Source organism: Bradyrhizobium sp. CCBAU 45389, from assembly GCF_028128625.1.
GTDB lineage: Bacteria > Pseudomonadota > Alphaproteobacteria > Rhizobiales > Xanthobacteraceae > Bradyrhizobium > Bradyrhizobium liaoningense_B.
In genome coordinates this window covers 400265-412205 of record NZ_LBIY01000002.1, presented here as the reverse complement: position 1 = coordinate 412205, position 11941 = coordinate 400265, and the positions used below count along the sequence as shown (strand labels likewise).

Sequence of the window (11941 nt, the reverse complement as noted above, 5' to 3'; positions counted from 1 at the left end):
GCTAGATAAAGGATAGTGCGGCTCCCGACCTTCTTTCCAGGACCAGCATTCGGCCCCTATGAGTGTCGATTTCAGGAAGCTGAAGAGCTTTGTCAAAGTCGTCGACGCCGGCAGCGTGTCGCGCGCCGCCGGCCTGTTGCGGACGGCTCAGCCCGCGCTGTCGCAGCAGATCGCTGCACTCGAGAGCCATTTCAAGCACAAGCTGCTTCTGCGCAGCAATCACGGCATCGTCCCGACCGAAGCGGGGCTCATTCTCTACCGTCACGCCCAACTGCTGCTGAAGCAGATCGAGCAGGCGCAGATCGACATCGATCAATCGACGAAGGCGTTGGCTGGGCGTGTGTCGATCGGGCTCGCGACCTATTCAGCATCGAGCACGTTGTCGCTGCCGATCCTGAAGGAGATGTCCACGCTGCATCCCCAGATCATCGTCCACATCAACGACAGTTTCGGTCATGTGCTGAGCGAGCTCATCATGACCGGCAAGATGGACATGGCGATGATCTACGGCTCCGGTCCGATCAAGGGCGTCAAGCTGCAGCCGCTGTTCCGGGAGGAGCTGTATCTGGTCTCCCGAGTGGAGCAGGGAGCGAAGAAGCAGGCCGATGAGCCGCTGGCGTTGTCGGCGCTCGCCGACGTCAAGCTGCTCTTGCCGAGCCAGGGCCATTTCCTGCGGCGATTGATCGATGAATCGCTGGCGCGGGCGCGGGTGACGCCGAACGTCGTCTCGGAGATCGAATCCGTGTCGGCGCTGGGAGCGGCGGTCACGGAAGGGCTCGGCTCGACCATCCTGCCGGCTTCGGTGGCGGCAAGCGCATCCAGCTTTGAGGGCGTCGAGGTCCGGCGGCTCGTCCGTCCCGCAATCGAAGCGACCGTTTCGCTTTGCGTGTCGGATCACCTGCCGCTCTCGGAGCCGGCGCTGGCGACCCGATCGGTGCTTCTTACGGTCGTGGAGAAGCTGATGCGCGGCCATCCACAAGGCATCCGCGCGGTCTAGCCGCCGCTGACCGCGTATCCATTGCAGGGACAAGACGTGTCAAACGCCGATCGCTGCACGCCATAAGCAAAACCTATGGCGGCAGACCGGAGTTGTGTTGGCCAGCGGCGGGTGCATTTCCTACCGTCGAAGACATCGTCGAACCCGGCGTTCCCGATTCAAGCCTTGATCGCACGGTTCAGCAGGCAGCTCGAAAATGCTTCGTCCTGCACGGCGATCGCTTCGAGGACAAAGATGGCCAAGCTCGCATTCGATACCGGGGGAACTTTCACCGATTTCGCGCTGCTCGACGACAAAGATGAATTGCATCTCCACAAGGTGCTGAGCACGCCGCACAATCCCGCCGAAGCCGTGGTCCGCGGTGTGTCCGATCTGCTCGAGCAGTTTGGTGATGTCGTCGATCTCGATAAGCTCCAGGTGCTCGGCGCGACTACCGTGGTCACCAATGCCGTGCTGGAGCGCAAGGGCGTCAAGACCGGCTTTATCTCGACCGCCGGTTTCCAGGACATGCTCCGCATCCGCAATGAAGGGCGCTACGATCTCTACGACCTCAATCTTAAATATCCGGATCCGCTGGTGACGCGCGCGAACAGCTTCGGCGCGGTCGAACGCATTTCCGCTGACGGCGAAGTCATCACGGCGCTGGAGGAGGAGACGGTCCGTGGGATCGCCGGCCGGCTGCGCCAGGAGGGTATCAAGTCCGTCGCTGTCTGCCTGCTGCACGCCTACAAATATCCGACGCACGAACAGCGCATCGCAGCCCTGCTGCGCGAGGAGGATCCTGATATCTTCGTCTCGCTCTCCTCCGAGGTCTGCCCGGAAGTGCGCGAGTTCGATCGCGCCTCGACCACCGTCGTCAACGCCTATACGCGGCCGCAAATGTCGGGACACGTCGCTCACCTCGAGCGCGAATTCGCCGTCAAGGGTATCGATCGCCAGGTGCTCTGGATGACGTCCTCGGGGGGCCTCGTGCCGAGCAGCCGCGCCGCCGAGCTGCCGGTGCGCCTGATCGAGTCGGGACCCGCCGCAGGTGCGGTCGCCGCCGCCGAGTTTGGTCGCATCGCCGGAGAGGGCAGCGTGCTGTCCTTCGACATGGGGGGCACCACGGCAAAGCTGTGCCTGATTCCGAATGGTGAGCCGACGGTCGGTACCGATCTCGAAGTCGCGCATTATCACCGCTTCCGCAAGGGCTCGGGCTTCCCGCTGAAGATCCAGTCGATCCGCATGATCGAGATTGGGGCCGGCGGCGGCTCCATTGCTGCGAAGAATCCGCTTGGCCTGCTCGACGTCGGACCGCGTTCGGCCGGCGCGATGCCGGGACCGGCGGCCTATCAGCGCGGCGGCACCGAGCCGACCGTCACCGATGCCGATATACTGCTCGGCTATATGGGCACCGGGTCCTTCGTCGGAGGCTCATTCAAGGTATCGAAAGACGCCGCGCTCGCGGCGATGACGAAGCTCGCATCCTCGCTCGACGTCAGTGTTTCCCGCTGCGCCTTCGGCATCCACGATCTCGTCAATGAATCCATGAGCAAGGCCGCGGCCGTGCATGCGACCGATCTCGGCGTCGATCCGCGCAGCCTGCCGATGGTCGCCTTCGGCGGCGCGGGTCCGGTGCATGCCTATGGTATCGCGCGCAAGCTCGGCATCAAGCGCATCATCTGTCCGACGGGGGCCGGCGTCACGTCGGCGATCGGCCTGCTGATCGCTCCGGTCGCCGTCGATCTGTCGGTGAGCTTTCCGATGCAGGTCGACAATTGGGATTTCGCCGCGATGGATCGCCTGCTCGGAGATCTCGCCGCCCAGGGCGCTGAAGTCGTCCGTGCCGCGGGCGTTGCACCGGAGACCATCACCAACACTTACACCGTCGACATGCGTCACGTCGGGCAGGGCCACGAGATTACCGTCGCCCTGCCGGATCGCAGCTTGCCGCCCAAGCAGTTCCACGAACAGCTGCTCGCCAATTTCTTCAAGCTCTACCGCGAGCTATTCGGTCGGACCGTGGCAGGCTCATCGGTCGAGGTGATCACCTGGCGCCTGCGCGCCGGCGGCCAGAAGGATCAGGTGACGCGGCCGCACGCGCGCTATGCTGCCGAGGCGAAGAAGGGGACCCGTCCGGTCTATTTCAGCGAGCATGGGGACTTCGTCGAAACGCCGGTGTACGATCACTACAAGCTGCCGGTCGGCGAGGAGATCAGGGGGCCGGCCATCGTCGAGCAGCGCGAGTCCACTGCGGTGGTCGGACCGAGCGGTACCGCTCACGTCGACATTAACGGCAATCTCGTGATCAATATCGCCTGAGGACCACGTATCCATGTCCGTGAACGCCGCCGATTTCAACGATCCGATCAACCTCCAGGTGATGTGGAACAGGTTGATCTTCATCGCCGACCAGGCCGACATCGTGCTCGGCCGGACCGCGTTCTCGCCGATCGTGCGCGAGAACCACGACTATGTGACCGTGCTGCTGGACAGCCGGGGCCGCGCGCTCGCGCAGTGCACCTGGTCGATCCCGGTCTTCATCACCTCGCTGCCGGTTGCCGCGCAGAAATACTTCCTGCCGAAGTTTCCGGCGGAGACGTTGCAGGAGGGCGACGTCCTTGCCACCAACGACCCGGAGATCGGCACCGGCCATCTTCCCGACGTGACGATGATCACGCCGATCTTCAAGAAGGGCAAGGTCGTGGCCTATGCCGGCTCGATCGCGCATCTGCCGGATATCGGCGGCGCTCCCCTGCATTCGGAAGCCAGCGACATCTTCGAGGAGGGCATTCGCTTTCCGATCGTGAAGCTGCACAAGGCGGGCGTTCCCAACCAGGATGTGCTCGACATCATCGCGGCCTCCGTTCGCCTCCCGACCGAGGTGATGGGCGATCTCGAATCTATGGTCGCCGCCAACAACGTCATGGGGCGCGAGCTTCTGAAATTTCTCGATGAGTACGATCTCGACAGCATCGACGAGCTCGCGGACGCCATCCATACTCGCTCCGAGGCCCAAACGCGAAAGGCCATCCGGCAGTGGCCGAACGGGACGTATTCCGCCGAGGTCCTGCTCGACGGCTATGACACCGACGTGAGACTCAAAGCATCGGTCATCGTGCGCGACGATTCCATCCACGTCGACTACGCCGGGACGTCCGACCAGATCCTTCACTCGATCAATTGCCGCACCAACTACCGCTACGCCCATTCGGTCTATGCGCTGAAGTGCCTGCTCGATCCGGACACGCCGAACAACGAGGGTTGCATCACCCCGATCACCGACGAGGCGCCGCTTGGTTCCATTCTCAATCCGCAGCAATGGACGGCGGGCAATTCGCGAAACCTGATCGGGCACGTCATTCCATCGCTGATCTTCAAGGCGCTGGAGAGTGTGGTGCCCGACAAGGTCATGGGTGACAGCGGCGGTGCGCCGATCTGGGCCGCCAATTGCGTCGGCCGGCGGGATGACGGCTCGCAATACGGTTCGGTGCAGAACTTCCACGGCGGGCAGGGCGCGCGCGCCGAGTTCGACGGCCTCGACACGCTGAGCTTCCCGTCCAATTGCAGGGTCACCGCCATCGAGATGTTCGAGATCGCCGTGCCGGCGCTTGTCGAATGCAAGGAGTTGATTCCGGACTCCGGCGGCGCCGGCAAGAGCCGGGGCGGTCTCGGCCAGCACGTCGTACTGCGCAACCTCGGCCGCAACCCGATGAACATCTACCTTGCCTCCGAGCGGGTGCGTCATCCCTGCTTCGGTGTGGTCGGCGGTCAGTCCGGCAGCGCGGGCAAGGTGTATAAGAACGGCGGACCGCAATTTCCGAAGGGCAAGGTCGTCTTGAAGACCGGGGACCGCCTCGAAGTCGAAACGCCCGGTGGTGGTGGCTGGGGCAAGACGTCGGAACGCTCTGTTGCATCGATCGAGCTCGATCTTGCGGAGGGGTTGATCACACCGCAGGCTGCGCGGCAGTTTTACGGCTATCAAGGCTCAAGCCTGGCGGCGACTGCCGCCGAATAGGTGAATCATGGGGCTACTCGACGGAAAAGTCGCACTCGTCACGGGGGCAGGCACGGGGATCGGGCGGGAGACCGCGATCCTGCTGGCCCAGGAGGGGGCAACCGTTGTCCTGACCGGGCGCCGCATCGCGCCGCTTCAGGCGGTCGTGTCCGTCATCGAGAAGGCGGGCGGCAAGGCCACCGCTCGCGCGCTCGACGTGGCCTCGCGTGAGGCGATCATCGAGACGGTGGCCTGGGTCAAGGGTAACGTCGGATCGATCGACATCCTCGTCAACAATGCCGGCAGCGCCAGCAAGGTGCTGAACGCGCGGTTCATCACCGAGGCCGAATGGAACGCCACGGTCAACATCAATCTCACGGCCGTGTTCAACCTGACCCAGGCCGTGCTCGAGGATATGATCGCCAGGAAGGAAGGTACGATCATCACGGTGTCCTCGCTCGCGGTGGTCAATCCGAACCTGCTCGGCGGTGCCGCCTACGGCGCAGCCAAGGCCGGCGTGAAGAACTTCATGACTTTCCTGCACAATACGTTCCGCAATCATGGCATCCGCGCGACGACGATCCTGCCGGGCGAGACCGACACGCCGATCATGGACAATCGTGCAAGACCGCCTTTGGACAGCGAACGCGCTGTTATGCTCAATCCGCACGACGTCGCGCGCGCAGTGCTGCTCTGCGTCAGCCTGCAAAAGGGCGCGATGATTCCCGAGCTGCACATCTGCCCGACCTTCATGCGGGATACATCCGTGGATATCGAGACGGCCCGCTGGGTCGGCGCGCCCGCAGGTCTTGCCGACAAGCCGAAAAGCTAGAGAAGAGGATCCCATGAACGGAGCCAACTTGCGCGAGCGCCTTGCCAGGGGCGAGGCGGTCACCATGTTCACGCCGCACCATGCCTCATCGGGACTGGCGGTGCGCCTGGTCGAGCTCGGTGCGGACGCCATCTTCGTCGATTGCGAGCACGGCACCTGGAGCTTCGAGGACGTGCGGGTGACAGCGCAGGCCATCCGCGGTGCCGGCGGCGCCGCAATCGTCCGCCCGCATTCCCATGAGCGGCCGGTGCTGATCCGTTATCTCAACGCCGGCGCCGACGGCTTGATGGTGCCGATGGTCGATACCGCAGAGCAGGCGCGGGCCATCGTCGATGCGGTGCGCTACGCCTGTCCCGCCGATTACGAGAAGCGGCTCGTCATCGCCATGATCGAGACGCCGAAGGCGATCGACGACATCGACGCGCTGGTCGCGGTCGATGGCATTGACGTCTTCTTCATCGGGCCCGGCGACCTCTCGCAGAACATGGGCTTTCCGCCGGCACCGCCATTCGGCCAGCCGCGGCCGCAGGCCGTGATGGAGCGGGTCGCGCATGCCGTGAAGAAGATCCGTGCGGCCGGCAAAGTCGCCGGCACGCTCGTGACGTCGGACGAACTGCCTTCCCTACTCGAACAAGGTGTGCGGTATTTCTACATCCACTCTGATCCGTTCCTGCGCGTCGGTCTGGCCGGCGTTAAGAGGCTGCTCGACCGCTGATCGCGGATGTAGCGCCATGTCGTGTGACGGCCGCCATCTCGAATTGTCCAATCTCGTCGGCCGACGCGCACTAGTGACCGGGCCGTCGTGAGAGATCGGCCTTGCCATCGCCACGCGGCCTGGCCGAGTGAATGGACACCCCTTTTTGGCATGTTGACTGGTCATTCCAAGGCCCGGTGCCCCATCCAGTGCAACCTGGACGACGGGCATCAACCAGTGCTTGGGGAACATTACGATCACAAGCCCAGCAAGGACGGGGCTGTACGTATTCTCAATTGGAATGATGTCTTGAGTAATCTTCGTTTTGAAGGCCTTGACGATGCAATCATAGTGTAGAGCGATACCGATCTCGCCACGCATCTTCTCAGAACGGACAGCGTCGACGTCGTGCCCGGCTCCGCATTTGAGCTTGCGCCTTGCTTCCGGATTTCTTACGCCACGTCGATATTGGAGGCCAGTCGGCGGATTGCCGACGCGGCAGATGCGTTACGGCTGAAGGAGTCTGCCTGATGGAGGGCGATGCGAAATCGCACGGACTGTGGGAGTTGACGGCGCCGCCAGCACCTCAGACTCAGCCATTGGCGGGCGAGATGGATGTCGATGTCGCCATCATCGGCGGCGGTTATACGGGATTGTCCGCGGCTGTTCACCTGGCCCAAAAAGGCGTCCGCGCCGTCGTGCTGGAAGCCTCCGAGATCGGCTTCGGCGGCTCCGGCCGCAACGTCGGTCTCGTCAATGCGGGCATGTGGGTCATGCCTGACGTTTTGGTATCGACGTTGGGGCAGACCTTCGGCGAGCGCCTGATCGAGCTGTTGGGGCATGGGCCGAATGAGGTGTTCGATCTTATCGCCAGGCACGGCATCGACTGCGAGCCGGTGCATGCGGGCACGCTGCATTGCGCAGTCGGTCGCAGAGGATTGGAAGAGATCGAGACGCGCGCAAAGCAGTGGCAGCGGCGCGGTGCGCCCGTCGAAGTGCTCACCGCCGAAGAAACGCGCCGAAAGGTCGGCGGAGCCGACTATGCCGGGGCGCTGCTCGACAAGCGGGCCGGCACCATTCAGCCGCTGGCCTATGTCCGCGGCCTGGCACGAGCCGCGCTTGCGGCTGGCGCCCAGATCTTCACCCAGAGTCCCGTACTCGCTGCAAGGGACGCCGGCGCCCGTTGGCAGGTCGACGCGAAAGCGGGAATCGTACGTGCAGATTGGGTGATCGTGTCGACCGATGCTTATGCGCGAGGACCCTGGTCCCAGCTACGGAAGGAGCAGGTACATCTGCCCTACTTCAACTTCGCGACCAGGCCGCTGCCGGACAATCTGAAGGCGTCGATCCTGCCGGAACGGCAGGGGGCCTGGGACACGCGGCAGGTACTCTCCTCGTTTCGCTTCGACCGTGCAGGCCGGCTCATTTTCGGCAGCGTCGGCGCACTCGAGGGGAGCGGTACGGCGATCCACAAGGCGTGGGCCATCCGCACGCTGCGCCGGATGTATCCGCAGCTCACCGCGGTCGAGTTCGAAGCCGCCTGGTTCGGTATGATCGGCATGACCTCCGACAACTTGCCGCGTTTTCACAAGCTCGCCCGCAACGTGATTGCCTTCAACGGATATAATGGCCGGGGCATCGCACCGGGCACGGTCTTCGGGCGCCTGCTAGCATCCTATGTGCTCGGCCATGTCAGCGAGAAGGATCTCCCGCTGCCCGTCGCGGCGATCGAGGAGCCGCGATGGCGCGCCGCGCAGGAGGCGTTGTACCGTGTGGGCTCTCAGTTCGTTCATTTGACTGAATCACGGCTCTGATCGGTCGTTCGACGCCGTCACTCGCGGCAGTCGAGCCGGGGGCGATCCTGCGCGCGGTCAGGATCGGTCCTCGCACGTCAATCATTGCAAGATGCGCAGCGGAGCTGCGCCGCCAGCCCGGTTGCTGCCTCTTTAGGCCGGCAAATGCCGAGAATCTCCGCAAGCATCATCGTGGAATTTGTTGACGATAGGAAACTTTTGTTCCACGCTGCGGGTATGGCTGACATTGCCGAGCACATCGGGAATCCCGGGTTCGTTCTGCAAACGCGGAATCTCACGCGCCAGTTCGATGGCTTCTTCGCCGTGAAGAACGTGAACTTCCGGCTTGCCCGTGACAGCGTGCACGCGGTCATCGGCCCCAACGGGGCCGGCAAGACGACGCTGTTCAATCTTCTGACCAAGCATCTGGCCCCGACCGGCGGCGTGATCCTGCACGAGGGCGAGGACGTCACGCGCCTGAAAATGCCGGCGATGGCCAAACGCGGTGTGGTGCGCTCCTTTCAGATATCTGCGGTGTTCGCCGGCCTTACCGTGCAGGAGAACGTCGAAGTCGCGTTGCTGCGTAGCAGCGGCCTCGCATGGAACGTTCTCGGTCGTATATCGAAGCGTTCCGGCATCATCGAGCGCGCAGCCGCGTTGTTGCGTCGCTTTGGCCTTGCCGAGCACGCCACCACGATGGCGGGCAACCTCTCCTATGGGCGCAAGCGCGTGCTGGAGCTCGCTACGACGCTGGCGCTGGAGCCGAAGGTTCTCCTGCTCGACGAGCCAATGGCGGGATTGGGCCGGGAGGATATCGGCCGGGTTACAGCGCTCATCCAGGAGGCGCGGCAGGGCCGTACGGTGCTGCTGGTCGAGCACAATATGAATGTCGTTGCGGAGCTGGCCGACACGATCACCGTGATGGTGCGGGGTGAGATCCTGGCGGAAGGCCCCTATGACGACGTCGCCGCCAATCCGGTCGTGATCGCGGCTTACACGGGGCGTGCGCATGCTTGAGGCGCTCAGCGTCCGCCGGCTCGAGGCCTGGTACGGCGAGTCCAAGGTCGTGCACGGCATGGATTTCTCCGTCGGCGCCGGCGAGGTAGTGGCGCTGCTCGGCCGCAACGGTGCGGGCAAGACGACGACGCTGAAGGCGATCATGGGGCTGCTCCAGAGGCGAGCAGGATCGATCCGCCTCGATGGTGAGGAGATCATTGGCGCGGCCCCCTTCGACGTCGCGCGCAAGGGCATTGCTTTCTGCCCGGAGGAGCGTGGCATTTTTGCCAGCCTCAGCGTGCGGGAAAATCTGCTGTTGCCACCGAAGATCGCCGAAGGCGGCATCGCACTCGACGAGGTCTTGAACCTCTTTCCAAATCTGAAGGAGCGGCTCGACAGTCAGGGCTCCAAGCTCTCTGGCGGCGAGCAGCAGATGCTGGCGCTCGCGCGCATCCTGCGTACCGGTGCGCGCATCCTCCTGCTCGACGAGCCGACCGAGGGGCTCGCGCCGGTCATCATCCAGCAGATCGGCCGCATGCTGTCGCATCTGAAGAGGCTTGGCTTCACGATCCTCCTGGTCGAGCAGAACGCCGGATTCGTCTGCGGGCTGGCTGACCGCCACTACGTTGTCGAAATGGGGCGTGTCGTCGACGAGATAGCCGGTGACGAATTCGAGCGGCGGCTCGGGTCGGTCAACAGCTATCTCGGGCTCTGAGGCACGATGATGAGGAACGCTGGGACATGACGACGATCTTTGGCATTCCTTCGGCGGTGCTGTTCGGCCAATTGTTGCTCGGCCTCGTCAATGGCGCCTTCTACGCCATGCTCAGCCTTGGGTTGGCGGTCATCTTCGGCATGATGAACATCGTGAACTTTGCTCATGGTGCGCAGTACATGATGGGGGCGATGCTGGCATGGCTGCTGCTCAACTTTCTCGGCATCGGCTACTGGTGGGCACTGATCATCGCGCCGCTGTTGGTCGGATTGACGGGCATCGTCGTCGAGCGATTCCTGTTGCGGCGGCTCTATGGGCTCGATCACCTCTATGGAATGCTGCTGACGTTCGGGTTGGCCCTGATGGTCCAGGGCGCGCTCAGCAACTGGTTCGGGTCGTCCGGCCAGCCTTATGCGATTCCCGCCGAGCTTTCCGGTGGCCGCAATCTCGGCTTCATGTTCCTGCCGAACTACAGGGCCTGGGTCCTCGCCGCGTCGCTCATCGTTTGTCTGGGCACCTGGTACGTGGTCGAGCGGACGAGGCTTGGCGCCTATCTGCGCGCGGCGACCGAGAATCCAATGCTTGTTCAAGCGTTCGGGATCAGGGTGCCGCGCATGATCATGCTGACCTACGGCGCCGGAGTCGCGCTCGCGGCGCTGGCGGGCGTGCTGGCCGCGCCGGTCTACCAGGTCAGCCCGAGCATGGGGGCGGACCTGTTGATCGTGGTGTTCGCCGTTGTCGTGATCGGCGGCATGGGTTCGATCATGGGATCGATCGTGACCGGATTCCTCGTGGGGCTGATCGAAGGCCTGACCAAGGCCTTCTATCCCGAATTGTCGAGCACGATCGTCTTCCTGGTGATGGCCGTGGTGCTGATGCTGCGGCCGGCGGGATTGTTCGGCTCAAAGCTGGACAATGCCGGTGCTCCCGATCAGGCGGACGCCGTGATGCCGACATCATCTCCCGGTGCGCAGATTTTCATCGTCCTGGCGCTCGCCGCAAGCCTGATCGCGGCGCCGCTCGTCATCTATCCAGGCTTCATGATGAAGGCGATGATCTTCGCGCTGTTCGGCTGCGCCTTCAATCTGATCGCTGGCTATGGACGTCTGGTGTCTTTCGGGCACGCGATGTTTCTGGGCTCGGCCGGCTACGTCTGCGGGCACGCGGCCAAGGTGTGGGGATTGACGCCGGAGCTTGCGATCCTGACCGGGACCGGGACGGCGGCGTTGCTCGGGCTGGTGTCGGGCTGGCTCGCGATCCGCCGCAGCGGAATCTACTTCGCCATGGTGACGCTTGCGTTTGCGCAGATGGTCTATTTCGTCGCGTTGCAGGCTCCCTTCACGGGTGGTGAAAACGGCTTGCAGGGCGTTCCGCGCGGCATGCTGTTCGGGCGGATCGATCTGTCCAATCCCGTCAATCTCTACGTCTTCGTGACGGTGATCTTTCTCGGCGGCTTCGTCCTGATCATGCGGCTGGTCGACTCGCCGTTCGGCCGTGTGCTGAGGGCGATCAGCAATCACGAGGCCCGCGCGCAGTCGCTCGGTTTCGAGATCGACCACTACAAATGCGTCGCGTTCACCCTGTCGGCCGCCCTGGCGGGCCTTGCCGGGTCGACCAAAGCGATCGTCACCCAGATTGCCAGTCTCACCGATGCGCATTGGTCGATGTCGGGCGAAGTCCTCCTCATGACGTTTCTCGGCGGTGTCGGCACGCTCCTGGGGCCAGTGATCGGCGCGTTCGTGGTCGTCGCCATGCAGAACTATCTGGCCGGCCTCGGCCAATGGGTCGCGGTGATCCACGGGTTGATCTTCGCGGTCTGCGTTCTTGCGTTCCGCCGCGGCATCGTTGGCGAGGTCGCGGCGTGGTGGCGCCGGCGCAAGCCGCATGGCACCGGTCCGGCGCCCAGCCCCGTGCAGGCTGTGTCCGGCAAGTGAGCTT

The 11941-nt window shown here is 63.7% G+C and carries 9 protein-coding genes and 1 pseudogene; all 10 read left to right on the top strand.

The window, feature by feature from the left end; translation table 11 throughout:
* The first annotated feature begins 58 nt into the window (after positions 1-58).
* The 10 genes and pseudogenes from nac (at position 59) to XH79_RS01820 (ending at position 11937) form a co-directional block, all read left to right on the top strand.
* Positions 59-997, top strand: a complete 939-nt coding sequence (gene nac, locus XH79_RS01865; RefSeq protein WP_212338535.1) for a nitrogen assimilation transcriptional regulator NAC — start codon at positions 59-61, stop codon at positions 995-997.
* 234 nt (positions 998-1231) lie between these two features.
* Positions 1232-3298 (top strand): hydantoinase/oxoprolinase family protein, encoded by a 2067-nt coding sequence (locus tag XH79_RS01860; protein WP_271580426.1) that lies wholly within the window; start codon positions 1232-1234, stop codon positions 3296-3298.
* Between the two features lie 13 nt (positions 3299-3311).
* The gene (locus XH79_RS01855) at positions 3312-4994 is read left to right on the top strand and encodes a hydantoinase B/oxoprolinase family protein (RefSeq protein WP_271580425.1); all 1683 of its coding nucleotides are present in this window, start codon (positions 3312-3314) and stop codon (positions 4992-4994) included.
* Between the two features lie 7 nt (positions 4995-5001).
* On the top strand, positions 5002-5805 hold the full coding sequence (locus XH79_RS01850) for an SDR family NAD(P)-dependent oxidoreductase (protein WP_271580424.1): 804 nt from the start codon (positions 5002-5004) through the stop codon (positions 5803-5805).
* 13 nt (positions 5806-5818) lie between these two features.
* Complete coding sequence (locus XH79_RS01845) at positions 5819-6520, top strand: HpcH/HpaI aldolase family protein (protein ID WP_271580423.1); 702 nt, start codon at positions 5819-5821, stop codon at positions 6518-6520.
* A gap of 509 nt (positions 6521-7029) precedes the next feature.
* Positions 7030-8313 (top strand): NAD(P)/FAD-dependent oxidoreductase, encoded by a 1284-nt coding sequence (locus tag XH79_RS01840; RefSeq protein ID WP_271580422.1) that lies wholly within the window; start codon positions 7030-7032, stop codon positions 8311-8313.
* 84 nt (positions 8314-8397) lie between these two features.
* Entirely contained in the window at positions 8398-9309 is a 912-nt protein-coding gene (locus tag XH79_RS01835) for an ABC transporter ATP-binding protein (protein ID WP_333938745.1), read from the top strand.
* Positions 9302-10003, top strand: a complete 702-nt coding sequence (locus XH79_RS01830) for an ABC transporter ATP-binding protein (RefSeq protein WP_212338553.1) — start codon at positions 9302-9304, stop codon at positions 10001-10003. The genes XH79_RS01835 and XH79_RS01830 overlap by 8 nt, the downstream gene beginning before the upstream one ends.
* A 26-nt stretch (positions 10004-10029) precedes the next feature.
* A pseudogene (locus tag XH79_RS01825) lies at positions 10030-10905 on the top strand (branched-chain amino acid ABC transporter permease); the annotation flags it as partial.
* Positions 10879-11937 (top strand): branched-chain amino acid ABC transporter permease, encoded by a 1059-nt coding sequence (locus XH79_RS01820; protein ID WP_333938772.1) that lies wholly within the window; start codon positions 10879-10881, stop codon positions 11935-11937. The pseudogene XH79_RS01825 and the gene XH79_RS01820, both read left to right, overlap by 27 nt.
* Positions 11938-11941: the final 4 nt, after the last annotated feature.

Bases quoted from the DNA above. Each gene is read 5' to 3' on its own strand.
- nac (WP_212338535.1), top strand. From the start codon at position 59: ATGAGTGTCGATTTCAGGAAGCTGAAGAGCTTTGTCAAAGTCGTCGAC.
- XH79_RS01860 (WP_271580426.1), top strand. From the start codon at position 1,232: ATGGCCAAGCTCGCATTCGATACCGGGGGAACTTTCACCGATTTCGCG.
- XH79_RS01855 (WP_271580425.1), top strand. From the start codon at position 3,312: ATGTCCGTGAACGCCGCCGATTTCAACGATCCGATCAACCTCCAGGTG.
- XH79_RS01850 (WP_271580424.1), top strand. From the start codon at position 5,002: ATGGGGCTACTCGACGGAAAAGTCGCACTCGTCACGGGGGCAGGCACG.
- XH79_RS01845 (WP_271580423.1), top strand. From the start codon at position 5,819: ATGAACGGAGCCAACTTGCGCGAGCGCCTTGCCAGGGGCGAGGCGGTC.
- XH79_RS01840 (WP_271580422.1), top strand. From the start codon at position 7,030: ATGGAGGGCGATGCGAAATCGCACGGACTGTGGGAGTTGACGGCGCCG.
- XH79_RS01830 (WP_212338553.1), top strand. From the start codon at position 9,302: ATGCTTGAGGCGCTCAGCGTCCGCCGGCTCGAGGCCTGGTACGGCGAG.
- XH79_RS01820 (WP_333938772.1), top strand. From the start codon at position 10,879: ATGCTGCGGCCGGCGGGATTGTTCGGCTCAAAGCTGGACAATGCCGGT.